A 17,209-nucleotide genomic window follows, 5' to 3' on the forward strand; every position below is an offset into this window, starting at 1 on the left:
GGTAAAGAAACCGCCAGGATGGCGGCGTTACATAAAGTGTGTCTAAGTCCTGTTAACGTCAAACTCTCACTCCCCTATAAGAGTTGGGGTGTTAGGTCTTTTTCAAAAACGATCCTGCCAATATCAAGTCCTTAACCGCCCCTATTTTCCTGACAGTTCAACCGCACAAAATAGTAGCATGATGGCGAATATGATCTTCAACAAAAGTCGAGAGAAAATAATAGCTATGGTCGTAACCTTCCTGCATTCGCAGAGTTAAACGTTGCCGCGCTTTTTCACAAGCATCGCTGAACACCTCTGGTAATAGTTGGCCCTCAGCCAGAAATGAATCTGCTGTACCACAGTCAATGAGAATAGGGCTATTATATTGTGCCTCAAGTACCAATTCACTAGCATCATAAGCCCGCCAATTTTCTCGATTATCACCCAGATAATTAGTGAAAATATTTTGCCCCCAAGGAGTACGCATTGGCGCACAAATTGGCGCAAAAGCTGAAACAGAAAGGAAAAGATTGGGATTTTTTAAAGCACAAATTAACGCGCCGTGTCCTCCCATTGAATGACCAAATATTCCTTGTTTTTTAGGTATTACTGGAAAATGCTCTGCAATTAAATTAGGCAACTCCTCCACCACATAACTGTACATTTGATAGTGAGCTTTCCAAGGTTCAACAGTTGCATTCAGATAGAAGCCTGCACCGCTGCCTAAATCCCAGGTATCATCCTCACCAGGAATGCCAGTATTGCGAGGGCTCGTATCAGGTACAACCAACATCAACCCGTATTTAGCTGCAAATTGTTGCGCCCCTGCTTTGAGCATAAAATTCTCTTCAGTGCAGGTTAAACCTGATAGAAAATATAGGATTGGGACTGGCTGAGATTTTGCCTGCGGTGGCTGATAAATTGCAAAATTCATCTCAGTATTACAAGCAGCGGAATGATGGCTGTAGAAGCCAACTTTACCGCCAAAACTTGTATATTCTCTTTGCAGTTTAGGAGATTCAGACATAACACCCATTATTGAGGTAAATTAGGAGTGAGGAATTGGAATTCAGGAGTAAGAATATAGCGCAATACGGTTCAGATAAGACACTCATGGAGACCAAACCCTGTGAAAAACAGATACTGCGATTGCTTCGCTATTCGCTCGCAATGACCAAAAAAACATTAACTGAACCGTATTGGAATATAGCGCTTCTTTCGCAAGTAAGGTACTTCCTAGCAACTAGCAATTAGCAATTAGCAATTAGCAGGTGTACCTCATCTACCTGAGAAATGCTGTATATCCATCAAAAGGTAATAATAGTACGAATTGATTGACCTTTGTGCATCAAATCAAAAGCCTCATTAATCCGCTCAACTGGCATCACCTGAGTAATTAAATCATCAATATTAATTTTACCATCCATGTATAAATCTACAATCTTAGGTACGTCAGTGCGACCCCTCGCGCCACCAAAAGCCGTCCCCTTCCAAACTCGCCCAGTTACTAGCTGAAACGGGCGGGTACTAATTTCTTTGCCAGCTCCCGCTACCCCGACAATTACACTTACTCCCCAACCTTTATGACAACATTCTAAAGCTTGACGCATGACATTAATATTGCCGATACATTCAAAAGTGTAGTCGGCTCCGCCTTTAGTTAAATCCACTAAGTAAGGTACTAAATCACCTTCGATTTCTTTGGGATTTACATAGTGAGTCATCCCGAATTTCTCAGCTAACTCTCGCTTAGCGGGATTGATATCTACGCCGATAATCATGTTAGCACCCACCATCCGAGCACCTTGAATTACATTCAAACCTACGCCGCCCAAACCGAAAACTACGATATTTGCTCCCGGTTCTACTTTCGCGGTATTAATAACAGCACCAATACCAGTTGTAACGCCGCACCCAATTAAACAAACTTTATCAAAAGGGGCATCTTCCCTAATTTTTGCTACCGCAATTTCTGGCAATACAGTATAATTAGCAAAGGTAGATGTTCCCATGTAGTGATGAATAATCTCCCCATTAATTGAAAATCTACTACTACCATCTGGCATCAGACCGCGCCCTTGAGTAGAGCGAATTGCTTGACAAAGATTCGTTTTTCTGCTAAGACAGTATTCACAATTACGACATTCTGGAGTGTAGAGAGGAATGACGCGATCGCCAACTTTCACGCTCGTAACACCGGGCCCAATTTCTGCAACAATTCCCGCTCCCTCATGGCCTAAAATAGCGGGAAACAAACCTTCAGGATCGTCACCAGAAAGCGTATAAGCGTCAGTGTGGCACACTCCCGTAGCCTTGATTTCGACCAGCACCTCGCCCTCTTTTGGCCCTTCAAGCTGTACAGTTTCAATACTTAGTGGTTTGCCTGCACTGAAAGCTACTGCTGCTTTAACATCCATGTTTTGCACCTTTAGTATGTTTGTTAATAAAAATTATGCACCACTTTGTAACGCTACTTTCCGAATTACATGAGATATCTCAATTACTTTTTAATGATTGGTCTTAAATAATTAAATTGAGCTTTTGAGCAGCTTGATTCAGTTGCTGTGTGCCTATTTTGGTTTGACTAATACCACTAGCCGTTTCTCTCGCTGACAGATTAATCATATTCATCGCATCGACTACTTGTTGAATGGCGATCGCCTGTTGTTGGGCAGTTTGAGAGATTTGTTGATTATTTAATAGCATATTGTTAACAGCATTGGCTATCCCATCAAAAGCATTTACTGTTTTTTTAGTAATTTCGCTTCCTAATTGTAATGTATTAGTACCTTCACTTGTTACAGTTACGGTAGAATCGATCGCCTTCTTAATATCAATAACAAGATAGTTAATTTCCTCAACAGATTTTTTACTTTGATCTGCTAGTTTGCGTATTTCTGTAGCGATGATTGCAAAACCTTTCCTATTTTCACCTACGCGCACAGATTCTATTGAGGCATTGAGGGCTAGCATATTAGTTTGATTAGCTAAATCTGTCACCGAACTAGAGATATTACTAATCTGATTAGTTTTTTTATTCAATTGCTCAATTTGTAGAGCGATCTCTTCAACTTTTTGTTTCAAAATTTTCATTGATTCCAGAGTTTGCTGTACAGCAATATTTCCGAATTCAATGCTGGTTAAAGCTTGCTGTGCCGATTTAGTCGCAGATTGAGCTTGATCGGCCGATCCTTGGGAAGAAACGCCTAACTCATCCATTGCGATCTTAGTTTGATTCACATAACTAGATTGCTCTCTAGCATTGCGTTCTTGCTGTTCAACAGTAGTGGCAATTTCTGTAAAAGAACTGGCAATTGTATTTGTTATCTGCTTGATTGGTAGAATAATACTACGATAAATCAATAAGACAATGAATACACCAAATACTAAAGTAAAAAATATCCCACCGCTAGAAATAAACATTGATAATTGCGCTGACTCTTTTGCTGATTTCGATCGTTTTAGCAGGAGTTCATCTTCTATTTTCAGCATTTCTGTTAAATCATTCCTGATTTCATCCATGAACATTTTGCCTCGATCTGATAGGACTAAATTTTTTACATCTTGGTCTTTTCCAGCTTTTTTTAGCGAGATAGTTTCAGCTAATTCATCTAGCTTTTTCTGGGCTATTTTTTCAACTTTCTCCAATCTTTTTAATTGTTCTGGGTTATCTTTTATTAATTTTTTTAGCTGAATGATTGATTTCAAGAATGCAATTCTTCCACTATAATATGGTTCTAAATATTCCTGTTTATTAGTGAACAGAAATCCCCGCTGTCCTGTTTCCGCATCCACTAAATCTTTTTCTAAGGCTTGCAAATTTGTCTTGACTAGATAAGTATGGGTTTGCCAATCCACAGCTTCAATTAATTTATCCAGACTCAATTTAGATAAAAATCCGATGGCAATCATTAGCAGAAAAATAGAGCCAAATCCAAATATTACTACTCGACTCAGCCGAAAAATATTTTGAGACATTTTTTTGTACCGTTTAATATAGCCTACGCGATTTTTCTTAAGTTATTCAGCAAGCCCTAAGTAAGTAATGCTTAAGTGATATAGAGTTGAAAGTGCGATCGCCTGTTACTATTTATTTATTTAGTTAGGCCATGTTCGAGAGCGTAGCGCACTAACTCCGTGCGGCTATTAGTACCAGTTTTAGTGAACAGGCGGCTGACGTATTTTTCTACATTGCGGACGCTGGTTTCTAGGCGACGGGCAATTTCTTTATTCATCAAGCCTTGGGCGACTAAATCTAAAACGCTTTGTTCTCGCGGAGTTAAGTCTATTTTAATTGGTGATGGGGATTGCGCGATCGCAGAGCGTCCTGTCAATAATGACTCTATTCTCGCCATCTGATTTGCCAACGCTGTAATATCAGGAGTTTCTGCGTTTTCGCCAGCCTCTTTCGCAGCGGCCCGCCGTACTAACAAATTTGTGACGATTGCCACGAGTTCATCAGGGTCAAAAGGTTTAGAAATATAAGCGTCGCAACCAGCCTGATAGCCTTGGATGCGGTCTGTTGTCATCCCTTTGGCGGTCAAAAACACGACTGGCATTGCTTTAAATCGAGGGTCTTCGCGCATTTGCAAAAGAAATTGATAGCCGTCAACTTGGGGCATCATAATGTCAGAAATTACCAAGTCAGGGGGATTTTTCTGCATTAATTCCCACCCTTCGCGACCATTGCTGGCAACGTCAACATTAAAGTTGCTATCTTCCAAGTAAGCTTGTACTGCTTCTCGCAATCCAGGCTCGTCATCTACTAATAATAGTCGTGCTGACATTTGTGCTACCATTGCGCTCTGTGGCTTTACTTTATCAGATTAGCTTTTTAGTCGGTTTTAACCGACTTTAGTTATGAGACGGGGTTTTTAACCCCCGGCTGGTGCTCACAATTCCAGACCACTGCACTTTTTTGAGCCCATCGCGGCGGTAGGAATAAAAGTGAGTTGGGTTAGAGTAGGTACATTCAGGTGCGATCGCCACTTGCTCAAGATTAATCCCTAATTGCTCCAATTGTAAAGCATTAAACCGCCGCACATCTAAGCGTACCTTTCCTGGCTGGGAATCGGGTAACACAGGTGCCTCTGGCATTTGTTGCAAAAATTCCAGTAAATCTGTGGAATTATCAGCAAGTTCTGGGGCAATGGTTCTACCAAGTTGGATTGCCACATCTAATGATACTTGGTAAACATTACCTGCGATCGCAGGCCCTAAAGCTACGCGCAAATTTGCGAGTTGACTGCCACTGGCTGCAAAATGTGCGATCGCTTCCGGTACGATCTTAGTAGCAGTCCCCCGCCAACCAGCATGAACGGCGGCGACTTGTCCGGTTTCCACATCAGCAATCAACACCGGTACGCAGTCAGCAGAACAAACCCACACCGCCTCTAACTCTTGCTTTGTAAGGATTCCGTCTGCTTCAACCAAGGTTTCCGAGGAGTTTTGACCCGTACTTGTGGCATCCTCATCAGGAATGGAAAAGGGGCGGATTTCACTGGTTTTGAGTACAGCCTTGCCGTGTACTTGTTTAACGCGGTAAACTCGCGCCTGGGGATGGAGGACTTCTACTAAGTCTGAGGGTGTTTTCGGGGAGAAATTTTGAGTAAAGAAGCCGTGCCGCCAAGAGTCGAGTAAGCTGCAAGTTAGGTAGGGTAATCCTTCCCAACTTCGCCATTGCCAAGTTACGCTATCTGGTTGGCTAGATTTGTCAGAAGTGGTTACATTGGGAATGCGATCGCGAGTTACACTCATAAAAAAGCTCGGTAAGTGGGAAACTCAGAGTCTTTAGACCTTATAGGGAAACGACGCGGGTGGTTTTAACCACCGTGAATCTTCGTATCCATTACCGCCTTGGGATTGCTTAGCTTGGTGTACTTTTGTAATGTACTTTCAATGGGACAATTACCATTTCAAGCCTTGCAATCCTGTACGCATAATGGTTGCCCTTGTGGGGCCTCCCTTGCGGGGTAATGTTAGCTTCGCCAATGTTATCAGGGCTTGTTAAGCTTGCAACACTGTTCCAGTGACTTTAGAACTGTTTAATTGCAAACGACAGAGCAGGGAACTAGCTTCGCATTCCGGGGTGTCGTGACCCAAATAACGTAGTCAGTTAAGACTGAGGCTGGTCAGAATAGCAAGATCCGAGACTTGCTCTTACAAGCTCAGTGTCTTTAGACCTGAGTTCCTGACTAAAACATAATTATTATTAGAATTACTTTTTATTGTAGGATATGTCACTTGCCTTACCACAAAATAGAAGGAATTGAACTCGTGCTGGGAGCTTCAGGCGGCTTGGTTCTAGGTACTGATGATGAAAATATGGGAGGATCTGTCTTTATGAGTTGGTAAGTGCTGAGCTGATAGATGTATCTTGTAAACAATCATCTTTTAAGGAGATATCTACTATGGGCTGGTTTAAAAGATTATTCGGACTAGAAAAGCCTGAAACCCCCGCTGAACCAATGACGCAGGTGGTGCAGCAAGCAGCAGCGGCTCAATCCATTGCCCCAGCTAAGGTTGGCCCAGATGGGAATTTTGACGAGAGCGGCTTGGCGAAGCGGGTAGCCCTCGCTTTTGACAACGATGCTGAAGTTGCTGATATCGATTCTGTCTATGTTGCTCAGCTCAGCAGCACTGTTGTACTTAAGGGGACTGTGCCAAGTCAGGAGATCCTAGATAAGCTGGTGGCGATCGCTTCCAGTGAGGAAGGAGCAACCGCTGTACAAACCGATCAGGTGACAGTCGGCTAGTCATTAGCGATCGCTTTTTCTACCCCTAATTTACCCTCAAGCCCGCTCTGGCGGGCTTTGTCGTTTAATCAGCGAAATTTCAGAGATAGCAAGCTTCTTGGCAGTTAGGACACTCGCTCATTGCTGAAACCAGCTTATTCTATTCCCTTCTTCCTGAGCATCGTAGCATCCTAGCCCCTGCTTTCCCTAGCCCCTAGCTAAAAATAAGTCGAAATATTAAATTTTGTCAACGAACCCTGTTATTTTGCAAAACAGTAAAATACAATACAGAAAGAAAGAAAATTTTTCATCAGGGAAGGACATCAGACCTTAAAACCAGTCCCCTACTCATAAAAGGAACAAAAAATATGAAACTGACTTATCGCGGCACTAACTACGAAAACGACATTTCCGCAGTCGAGATGGTCGAAGGCGAAATCGGCGGCAAATATAGGGGTCAAAGCTGGAACTACCGCTATCCCAGACATATTCCCGTTCCTGAACAGACATACAATCTGAAATATCGCGGCGCAGAATACAACACCAAAAGAACTCAAAAACCTGAAATCGTTGTTGCCAAAACAGTTGTAGAGCCTGTTCGCGCGATCGTTCCCTCCCGCGCCAAAGCCTGCACAGCAGTACCCGACATTGCCACAGTCCACCGCACCAACCTCTGCAATATCCTCGACCGCCGACTGCAAGTAGCCAAAGCTAAAGGCGATGAAAGATTGCTCCGGTTGCTAGAAAGTGAAGCCGCGCAAATGGCCTGTTAAATATCTGGGGACAACAAATTTGAAAGGTAATCACAAGAAACCCAGTTACTCAACTGGGTTTCTTATTGTCCGCCTTTGACACTCCCCGGTCTAAAGACGCGGGGATTCTTAAGGACAAAATTTGGGGGATGAATCCGCCCAAATTTGGGTTCTTAAAGGGTAAGTCAGATACCCACTACCCACTCGCTCATGTTAGAGTCTATGGCTACTTGTTTTACTTACGGTTTGCGACTGTCGGGTTTTTCACCAACCTTCGTTCGTTGCCCTAAAATAACAAACCTAAATCAGTTTGTCAAGACGAGTGGGCAGGATAAATTCGCGCTAGCCCTTTCATCCCTGGAGTAAAGTCACAGGGTTTTCAGGGTATTTTTTATAATTGTTTGTAACGCCGCCGTCCCGGCGGTAAAGATACCGCCGAGACGGCGGCGTTACGTTTTTAACCCTTAACGCACACTACTTGTTTAAGCGTTGCCACCACTTCTACTAAGTCTGATTGCTGGTTCATCACTTCATCAATCGGCTTATAAGCCCCTGGAATTTCATCTAAAATCCCCTCATCTTTGCGGCACTCAACTCCCTTAGTTTGCTCAATTAAATCATCCAGCGTAAACACATTTTTTGCCTTATTGCGAGACATTAATCTTCCCGAACCATGAGAACAACTACAGTAACTTTCCGCATTGCCTTTGCCTTTAACAATGAAAGATTTTGCCCCCATTGAACCAGGGATAATTCCGTAATCTTCAACCCGCGAACGCACAGCACCCTTACGAGTGACATACACATCTTCACCATAATGCAGCTCTTTTTCTGCATAATTGTGATGGCAATTTACCTGTAAAATTGGCTTAGTAGGTTTACCTCCCGCGATGTGCTTCTCAACAATTCGCTTAAAACGAGCCATCATTACATCACGGTTAAAACTCGCATAATTCTGAGCCCATTGTAAATCGTGCCAATAGGCAGCAAACTCTCGCGTACCTGCTACAAAATAAGCTAAATCTTTATCAGGGAGAGAAATTTCTGCGAGTTTCGCTAACTCTTTTGCAGTGTCAATATGATGTTGAGCTAACATATTGCCAATACCGCGCGAACCAGAGTGCAACATCAGCCAAACAAAGTTTTCAGTATCAATGCAAACCTCAATAAAGTGATTGCCACCACCGAGAGAACCCAGTTGTTTTAAGGCTTTGCCTTCGGAACGTCGAACGCCTTGATGAAGTTCTTTGAAATCGCGCCATCCTTGCCAGTTAGTAACAGTTTTTTCAACTTCTTTATTCTCGGCAAAACCTACTGGGATTGCTGCTTCAATTTCGAGGCGAATTTGTTTGAGTTTACCTTCTAGTTTGTCAGCTTTATATGGCATTTTGATCGCAGCCATACCACAACCAATATCAACGCCCACAGCCGCAGGAATAATCGCTTCTTTCGTAGCAATAACTGAACCAACTAAAGCACCTTTACCCAAGTGGACATCAGGCATTAGTGCAACGTGCTTGAAGACAAATGGTAAAGATGCTACATTTTGCGCCATCTTAGATTCATCATTGCTAAGACCATGATTCGCCCAAGACAGCACTGGGGTTGAGGTTGAGGTGGAAAATTCTAATTGTTGGTACGGCATTTGCCTGTTGCCTTTGTCTAGTCTATATCAGCTTGTAAATTTATGCTACATGATTGTAGTATAAATGTCAAGGGGTAGATTTCCTTGCTGTTTTCTGCAAACCAATCCCAGGCGTTACCGGCCCCTTCTTCGCTGCAAACAACCCAAAAAAGTCGTGCAGCAAAATATAAAAACAGGGAATAATAAACAGAGTCAATACCGTTGCCAGAGACAAACCCGAAAACACCACCACCCCTAGCGGTTGCAGAAACTCCGAACCATCGCCAATCCCCAAAGCTAAAGGAAATAAACCCAAAACTGTGGTAATTGTCGTCATCATAATCGGTCGTAAACGTTGAGGTGCGGCCCTGACAATTGCTGTTTTTCGGTCAACTCCTTCTTCTTCCCGAATTTGGTTTGCCAATTCCACCATTAGAATAGCATTATTAACCACAATTCCCACCAATAAAATCGCACCGACAATTACCGTCGCCCCAATCGCAGTTTTAGTTACATAAAGCCCTAAAATCCCCCCAGCCAAAGACAGAGGTACTGTTAACATAATCACTAGCGGGTCAACTAGAGAATTGTACTGTACGGCCATCACTACAAATACTAAAAAAGCCGCTAACCCACCCAATATTTTCAGAGAAGATTGCAATTCCTGATTAGTTTCAGCCGCCGAACTCGGTACAACTCGTACTCCTGGCGGTAACTTCAATTCACTTACCACCGCATCTACTTGCTGTAAAGCTTCACCTAAACTTGCACCCTTATTCAAATTACCAACAATTAAGAACACTTGGCGCTGATTCAGGCGTTGAACTTCCCCAGGGGCTTTACCTAGATTAATAGTCGCCACATCACTCAATCTAATTACGTTATTATTGCTGCCAAATAAAGGAATATAACTTAGTTCTGATACTGATTTGACAGAGTTGCGGTCGAATTGTACCCGCACATCTATTAACCGATTTCCCCGCTGTAACTGAGTTGGAACTGCACCTTGAATTGCTGTCTGAATCGACTCTCCAATTTCTCTAGCACTAAATCCGTAAGTTGCCAATCTTTCCCAGTCAGGGCGGATTTGTACCTCCGGTTGCTGAGGATCTCCATCGGGTCTAAACCTGACTAATTTAACCTTTTCCTCAAAGGTTTTTAATATTTGCCGCCCTGTTTGTTGCAATATTTCTGGATTTTCGCCTTGAAGAATTAAGTCAACTTCACCACCCCGCACGGGAGAATTAGTCAGAATTAAACCGCGCACGTTTTCTGGTGCTAAACGTAGGCGAGTATCTACTAATTTCAGTTTATTTAATTCCTGAGTCATGCGCTCCACAAAATCGGCAACATCCGTTCCTGGTTTTAGAGTAATTGTACTGCTTCCCCTAAGTAAGTTTTCAACGGTATTGTTACCAAAAAGTAGCCCTCCCGCAGTTGTCAAAGTATACAAAGTTTCTGGCTGCTTGATGAGAAGTTCATCGACTGTTTTCATCACCTTTTCGTTAGTTTCCAAGTTTGTACCCGCTGGAAACTGAGCAAATAATCTAGCTTGACCAGTATTAATTCTGGGTAAAATTTCTTGGGGAATTTGACCAACCATCTGCAAACTACTGAAACCCAAAATGACAATAGCAAGTACAATTATTATTAACCGCCACCGCAGAATTGCTCCTAAAAATCTGCCGTAGCCTAATGTAGCGCTGTGGAAGGAGCGATTAAATGCCCGCAATGCCCAAAATTGGCCGACACCGCTGGAAACTCTCACAGCTAATAGGCGAGAAGTCATCATCGGGACAATTGTTAAACCGACAATTAAAGAAGCAGCTACGGCGAAAGTAATTGTCAGAATTAACTCGTTGAAAAGTAAGGAGATAAAGCCTCCTATTAGCAAAAATGGGAGTACGGCAACTAAGTTGGTAGCAGTAGAGGCAAATAAAGCTGATTCGAGTTCTTGACTACTTTTTTCGGCTGCATCAAGGATGCTTGTTCTTTTTCCGTTAGTTGTTTTGCTTTTGTTTTTATTAACTCCCTCAACTATATTTTCTAGCATCACAATTGAGTTGTCTACGACAATCCCAACGCCCAAGGCTAAACCGCCTAAACTGAAGATGTTAATAGACAGATGAAACAGTCCCATCAAAATAATAGCCGTGAGTGTGGCTAGGGGAATTGCCAGGACAATAATTAGGGTCTGTCGTAGAGAACCCAGGAAAAGTAACACCGCAATACCAGCTAAGACAGATCCGCTTAAACCTGAAAACAATACATTGGAAATAGAATCGCGGATAAATCTTGATTCATCTAGGGTGGTTGTAATTGTCATGTCCGGGGTAATTACTCCCGACTTTCTCAACTCTTCGAGGCGCTTTTTAATACCATCTACGACTGTGATGGTATTGGCATCGGGCTGCTTCTGAATGCTGATTTTTACTGCGGGTTTCTGATTGAGAAATACTTTAACTCGTTCTTCTTCAGTACCGTCTATGACTTCGGCAAAGTCGCGGATATAAACTCGTTTGGGGGGATTAGAACCTGCGATTTGGAAGGAAAGATCGCGGATTTCACTGGCATTTTGAAAGCGCCCTATTGTCCGCGTTAAGGGTTCGCCGGATTCTTGTTGTAGTCTACCGCCGGAGGTGTCTTGGTTGCGGTCTTGTAGGGTGGAGAGTACGTCGGAAACGTTGACTCCCAAGGCTTGTAGGCGATTTAAGTCGAGGTTGACTTGGATTTCTTCTTGTACGCCGCCGGAAACGTCAACGGCGGCTAAGCCTGGTATGACATTGAGCTCGCGGGCGAGTTCTTCGTCAGCAAATACGCGCAAATCGACTCCCCGCAAGGAGTCTGAGGTGAGACCAAATTCGTAAACTGGCTGCTGGGAGGGGTCAACTTTAAATAATCTGGGGGCTTCGACTGTATCTGGAAGTTGGTTGCGGATGCGGTTAACAGCGGCGGTTGCGTCGTTAAGGGCTTGGTCGATGTTTCCCCCTGGTTTGAAGAATAAATCGACGCTAACTTGACCTTCGCGGGTACGGGAGAAGACTTGGGTGACTCCTTCGGTGGCTGAGAGTCCTTGTTCTAGGGGGCGGGTGATTTCGTCAACTGCTACTTCTGGGGAGATTCCGGGGGCCTCAAGGCGCACGCCGATGCGGGGATAGGTGATGGAGGGGAGGAGATCGACGGGGAGTTGAGTGATGTAAAATAGGCCCACGACTGCGATCGCGAGGGTGAGCATGATTGTCCCGATATGGCGGCGAATTGCGATCGCGCTGATGCTTAATCCAGTTTTGTCAGTCGCCATCTGTCAAAATTCCTCAGTGATTGTTGACTTTTCACTATCTTCCTTCTTCCGTCTTCCTTCTTCCTTCTTCCTTCAGCTATATTATTCCTTAGTTTACTGAACTTGGCTGCCATGCGATAGCGGATCTGCGGTGCTAGCTTTGGAAGGAGTTACTGGTGGTTTAAAACTCGAAACTTGACCTGTAGTTTCCGCGTAGGGTAAGGCTTTACCAGCAATTAAAGCTTCTAAATTTGATTCCATTATATTGCGTGGAACTTCGCCTATAGTCTGAGCGATCGCATCTCCTTTATCGCTCAAGAATACAAAGTGAGGAATGCCATCCACTCTGTATTTCAGTACCTCTGGCAACCATTTGTTATTATCTACATTCAACATCGCAAAATTTAGGCGATCGCTGTATTGCGCCTTCACTTCCCCCATATCCTTTGCCATAGCCTGACAGCTACCACACCAATTAGCATAAAATTCTACCAGAGTCGGCTTGCCATTGCTGACAGCAACTTCTAGGGGGGTCGAAGTTTCTGCCATCTCCGTTAGAGCATTTGATGGTGTCTCGGTTTGCAGTCCCAAAAACAGGGAAATCGTCAGTGCGATCGCCGCCAACACAATCAATAAATTTCTCAGCCGTTTCGCCGTGTTCGATTCCAACTTCTGACTTGCAGCCGTAGGGGTTGATTCTTGTGAATTAGGACTCATTGAAGTATTGCAATTTTAATTGTGCTTTTTTTAACAGTAATAGAGATTGCTTAGGTTGATTAAGTTTCTCGTTTAAAAGTGTACCACATTTTGGGGACAATTTGTACCTCAGCAGCAAACAATAAAAAAACGTCTGGATTGTAATATTAATTAAGTTCCGATCCAGCCTCAAATGCGGTAAAACAGAAGTAGAGACAGATTAATTGTGAATACAGAGGACATAGAGCGTGAAAAAACGGGTAACGCTAACCTTTCCCCAACGCTCAATCCGTATGCCCGTCACCTATCGACTGGCAAAGGATTTTAATGTAGCTGCCAACATTATCCGAGCCCAGGTAGCCCCAAATCAAATAGGCAAACTCGTGCTAGAGTTGGCAGGAGATATCGACCAGTTAGACGCGGCTATAGACTGGATGCGATCGCAAAATATTACCGTATCCCTCGCCAGTCGAGAGATATTAATTGACGAAGATATCTGCGTACACTGTGGGCTCTGTACCGGCGTTTGTCCCACAGAAGCCTTGACCTTAGACAAAGAAACATTTAAACTAACCTTTACGCGATCGCGTTGCATTGTCTGCGAACAGTGCATTCCTACCTGTCCTGTTCAGGCTATTTCCACCAACCTTTAGAGGTCAATCTTGGTGACTCAAGAGCCGTGAAAAAACTTCCTTGGAGTTCTCTAACAATCCTTTTTGTTACTTATGGCACCTTTGGCTGGACTCTATCCAAATCTGATACTAACGTAATGGTTTGGATTTTAGCTGTAGTTGCAGTCTTACTGTTATCTGGGATCTTAACTGCTCCGCTAACAAATGTAAAAACATTGATTTTTCGATGGTTTAGAACTGATGTCGGAGCTTTTCTTTCCATCATTACTACTGCTTTTTTCGCAGTTGTAGTTGTAGCATGGCTGCATCTTTTTGCCACTGGTTTAGTTCTACTTTCCGCAGGAGCTTTAGCCAGACTAGATATTCAAACATATGGCTTTAAAAAGTGGCAGGGTTTTTGGATTTTGACTGTTGTTTCTCTCGCTGGATTGGGGTTTGGAGGAGCAGCAAAGTTTTGGTTTTAAAAAGTTGATTGCTAATTGCTAATTGCTAATTGCTAATGGCTAATTGAAGAGAAATTAATTCTCCTTCCCATCCTGAAAAGTTCTGCAAGAATGATAATAGAAAAAAAGCAGCCTGCGAAGCTGCTAACAAAAATTGCATGAGGTATTACTAACAAGCTATCGTAAGTGTAGTTTTGTAAAGTCCACGTTACATTTTTTGATACGCTGCAATCCTTTTTCAATGGACACTCTGAAAATCGTCACAATGAGCGATCCTATTCATGCTAGATTTGCAGAGAATTATAGAAGCGTTTAACTGTCCTTGCGCCCTACAGCCTTCAGCGGTGGGGCCCTTTTGTTGGGAAGGGAAGGGGAGCGGGGGGCAGAGGGGCAGGGACTGGGAAGGCAAAAAGATTTAGTGCTCTAGGACAGAAGGCTCAAGACATTAGCTGAATGCTAACGCAGAAGAAAAGCAAAATTCTCCTCATCTCCCCTATTCTCCCCCGCTCCCCATCTCCCCTGCTCCCCCGCCCCCCATCTCCTAGTCCTCAAGTTCATTTGTTACCCCTTTTTGACCACTTCTTGTAGTTCCTCAATTATCCGCATTCCCACAGCTTCAGGCGTTTCACTCCCTATAGCAATTCGGACATCCGCTTGAGCATAGAAACGCTGTCTCTGGTTAAGGATATTTTGCAGTATCGCTCTGGGTTCCCCCTCCCGCAGCAGAGGCCGAGAATTATCCTCCCGCAAGCGATCGCAAAGTTCTTCCACAGGTACATCTAGCCATATCACAATCCCGTGATGAAGATAGCTCCAGTTCATCTGCCGCAAGACAATACCGCCGCCCGTTGCTACAATTAACTTCTTATAGGCGGAAAGTTCCCCAAGCACTTGACTTTCTAACTCGCGAAACGCCTCCTCTCCATCTCTAGCAAAAATTTCACTAATAGATAGATGAGCTACTTTTGAAACTAGATCGTCAGTATCAAAGAAATGATAGCCTAACTCCGACGCTAACCAGCGCCCTACTGTTGTTTTCCCTGCACCCATCATACCGACGAGATAGAGATTTACTCCTTTTAATAAATCCATTGCCAATTCCTTCAATATTTCCTAATCTTCGCTCGGATTTACTCACAGTTTACGTAACGCCGCCATCTTGGCGGTAAAGATACCGCCAGGATGGCGGCGTTACTAATGGTTTTGCGTGAGTTCGTTCTACAATCTTTAATCAAATTAACTGCGATCGCGCTTACGCAAATCCGAAGAGCGATCGTCATCAAATTCATCATCTTCTTCCAAACCCCAATCCTCATCATCATTATTCCTTGACTCTTCCCAATCATCACTCTGAGATGGCGGCGTATAAACTGGTGGCGTAGAAGGCGTTGGCGTAGAAGGCGTTGGCGTATAAGGCGGTGTAATCACGCGAAAATTGGCATCGTAGACAGATTCAGTTTGACCCACACCTGTATTCTTGGGTTCACGATAACCATAAGAATAAACAGAACCAGACCATGACTGAGTTTTCGGTTCTTGCTGAGATTCGTAATTAGTCTGTTTTTGTTCTGTATCCTCATTGTTAGATGGTGTTTCCTGCTCTTCCTCATCTCCCCAATCATCATCACTTTGACTGCTAACGCCATGCTTGCGGCTGGATTCGCCTACGCCAACCTCCACCCAATCATCATCAATATCTTCATTAGGACTTGTAACCCCTACATTTTCCCCACTAATATTACTCTTTTCGTTGGTAAATGACCCCACGCCTGCATTGACATTAGGAGAGAAGACTTGAGAAATTTCCTGCAAAAATGTCTTTACATTGTACTTACTTGGGGTTTCATTTTCAATCTTCTGGGAATAATTAACCTCAGTTTCTCTATTTTGCCAACTAGCAACAGAAGGATCTAAATCAGGCTTTCTGGGAGAGGGTGGCGGCGTTACTTGATTTGTACCGCCAGAGGAACTATCTGGACTTCTGGGGCCTCCATTTCGAGTCCGCCATTCTTTTTCAGCTAAATAATTAGAGAACGCCAACAAACCAGAAATCAAAAATGATGTGGTTACTCCTGCTGCTAAACTAATCAAAATCCAGATTGATAGGGGTAGAGTTTGCGATCGCATCCCTAGAAATACCAGCGATAACGAAAACGACGCATTTTGTAGGACAAAAAGTGTCAGAGAGCCAATAATTGCTAAAAATACTACAACGCGAGCGATAGACATTTTTTTTAATTGGTAATTGGTAATTGGTAATTGGTAATTGATAATTGGTAATTGGTAATTGGTAATTGGTGATTTAGTGGCAGTCAACAACTAACAACCAACAACTAACAACCAACAACTAACAGTTAACAGTTAACAGTTAACAGTTAACAGTTAACAGTTAACAGTTAACAGTTAACAGTTAACTGTTAACTATTAACCATTTTAATCTTCTTTCCAGCGTTTGAGGGGAACGCAGTCAATATCCAACTGATCTAAGGCACGAGCTACCACAAAATCTACCAAATCTTCAATTGTCTGAGGATTATGATACCAAGCAGGAACCGCTGGAACAATTCTAACTCCTGCTTCTGCCAAAGCCGTCAAATTGCGGAGGTGAATTAAACTAAAAGGCGTTTCGCGAGGTACTAGAACCAATTTTCGCCCCTCCTTAAGCTGTACATCTGCCGCTCGTTCTAGCAAATCTGAACTTAACCCAGCCGCTAATTTTCCCACCGTACTCATACTACACGGTATCACAATCATTCCTAAAGTGCGAAACGAACCACTTGCAATATTAGCTCCCACATCTTGCCAAGGATGACAGCGGAGTTTTCCTCCCTTTTCTTCTCCAGCTTGCTCGCGCCAAAATTCTTCCTGAAGACTGATTTCTGCTGGCATTTTAACATTTTGTTCGCTTTGCCAAACCATGTAAGTAGATTTAGAGGCGACAAGTTCTACAGCAAAATCGGCTTGTAATAGATATTTTATGGTTCTTACTGCATAAATTAATCCCGATGCACCAGTTATTCCTACTATTAGAGGTTTATTATTAGTCATTTGTTAGTTGTTATACAG

15 protein-coding genes are annotated in these 17,209 nt (G+C 43.3%); 4 read left to right on the forward strand and 11 right to left on the reverse strand.

Annotated features, from left to right (window positions below):
* Positions 1–157: 157 nt before the first annotated feature.
* The 5 genes from fghA to pgeF form a co-directional block, all read right to left on the reverse strand.
* Positions 158–1,009 (reverse strand): S-formylglutathione hydrolase, encoded by an 852-nt coding sequence (fghA, locus tag PY364_RS10980; protein ID WP_275522491.1) that lies wholly within the window; start codon positions 1,007–1,009, stop codon positions 158–160.
* Positions 1,010–1,289: 280 nt separating this feature from the next.
* A complete protein-coding gene (locus PY364_RS10985; protein ID WP_275522493.1) occupies positions 1,290–2,399 on the reverse strand; it encodes an S-(hydroxymethyl)glutathione dehydrogenase/class III alcohol dehydrogenase in 1,110 nt (369 codons plus the stop codon).
* Between the two features lie 103 nt (positions 2,400–2,502).
* Entirely contained in the window at positions 2,503–3,960 is a 1,458-nt protein-coding gene (locus PY364_RS10990; RefSeq protein ID WP_275522496.1) for a CHASE3 domain-containing protein, read from the reverse strand.
* Between the two features lie 116 nt (positions 3,961–4,076).
* The gene (locus tag PY364_RS10995) at positions 4,077–4,781 is read right to left on the reverse strand and encodes a response regulator transcription factor (protein ID WP_343277569.1); all 705 of its coding nucleotides are present in this window, start codon (positions 4,779–4,781) and stop codon (positions 4,077–4,079) included.
* A 55-nt stretch (positions 4,782–4,836) separates the two neighbouring features.
* A complete protein-coding gene (gene pgeF, locus PY364_RS11000; RefSeq protein ID WP_275522498.1) occupies positions 4,837–5,739 on the reverse strand; it encodes a peptidoglycan editing factor PgeF in 903 nt (300 codons plus the stop codon).
* 653 nt (positions 5,740–6,392) lie between these two features.
* Between pgeF and PY364_RS11005 the strand changes: the two genes are divergently transcribed.
* A complete protein-coding gene (locus PY364_RS11005) occupies positions 6,393–6,737 on the forward strand; it encodes a BON domain-containing protein (protein WP_275522500.1) in 345 nt (114 codons plus the stop codon).
* 347 nt (positions 6,738–7,084) lie between these two features.
* Positions 7,085–7,489 (forward strand): DUF4278 domain-containing protein, encoded by a 405-nt coding sequence (locus tag PY364_RS11010; protein WP_275522502.1) that lies wholly within the window; start codon positions 7,085–7,087, stop codon positions 7,487–7,489.
* A gap of 436 nt (positions 7,490–7,925) precedes the next feature.
* Here PY364_RS11010 and PY364_RS11015 read toward each other — a convergent pair whose 3' ends face one another.
* The 3 genes from PY364_RS11015 to PY364_RS11025 all read right to left on the reverse strand — a co-directional run bounded on the left by PY364_RS11015 (position 7,926) and on the right by PY364_RS11025 (position 13,089).
* A complete protein-coding gene (locus tag PY364_RS11015; protein ID WP_275522504.1) occupies positions 7,926–9,113 on the reverse strand; it encodes an RtcB family protein in 1,188 nt (395 codons plus the stop codon).
* Between the two features lie 67 nt (positions 9,114–9,180).
* Complete coding sequence (locus tag PY364_RS11020) at positions 9,181–12,393, reverse strand: efflux RND transporter permease subunit (protein ID WP_275522507.1); 3,213 nt, start codon at positions 12,391–12,393, stop codon at positions 9,181–9,183.
* Between the two features lie 93 nt (positions 12,394–12,486).
* The gene (locus tag PY364_RS11025) at positions 12,487–13,089 is read right to left on the reverse strand and encodes a thioredoxin family protein (protein ID WP_275522509.1); all 603 of its coding nucleotides are present in this window, start codon (positions 13,087–13,089) and stop codon (positions 12,487–12,489) included.
* Between the two features lie 227 nt (positions 13,090–13,316).
* Here PY364_RS11025 and PY364_RS11030 point away from each other — a divergent pair, with 227 nt between their 5' ends.
* The gene (locus tag PY364_RS11030; protein ID WP_007357668.1) at positions 13,317–13,721 is read left to right on the forward strand and encodes an NIL domain-containing protein; all 405 of its coding nucleotides are present in this window, start codon (positions 13,317–13,319) and stop codon (positions 13,719–13,721) included.
* A gap of 26 nt (positions 13,722–13,747) precedes the next feature.
* On the forward strand, positions 13,748–14,164 hold the full coding sequence (locus PY364_RS11035) for a hypothetical protein (RefSeq protein ID WP_275522512.1): 417 nt from the start codon (positions 13,748–13,750) through the stop codon (positions 14,162–14,164).
* A gap of 540 nt (positions 14,165–14,704) precedes the next feature.
* On the opposite strand, the gene PY364_RS11040 is transcribed toward PY364_RS11035, so the two are convergent.
* From PY364_RS11040 to PY364_RS11050, 3 genes are all read right to left on the reverse strand, one after another.
* Positions 14,705–15,235, reverse strand: coding sequence for a shikimate kinase (locus tag PY364_RS11040; RefSeq protein WP_275522514.1), 531 nt, complete (start codon positions 15,233–15,235; stop codon positions 14,705–14,707).
* 144 nt (positions 15,236–15,379) lie between these two features.
* A complete protein-coding gene (locus tag PY364_RS11045; protein WP_275522516.1) occupies positions 15,380–16,372 on the reverse strand; it encodes a hypothetical protein in 993 nt (330 codons plus the stop codon).
* 204 nt (positions 16,373–16,576) lie between these two features.
* Complete coding sequence (locus PY364_RS11050; RefSeq protein ID WP_275522518.1) at positions 16,577–17,191, reverse strand: flavin prenyltransferase UbiX; 615 nt, start codon at positions 17,189–17,191, stop codon at positions 16,577–16,579.
* Between the last annotated feature and the right edge of the window lie 18 nt (positions 17,192–17,209).

The organism is Kamptonema sp. UHCC 0994 (genome assembly GCF_029167235.1).
Lineage (GTDB): Bacteria > Cyanobacteriota > Cyanobacteriia > Cyanobacteriales > Microcoleaceae > Kamptonema.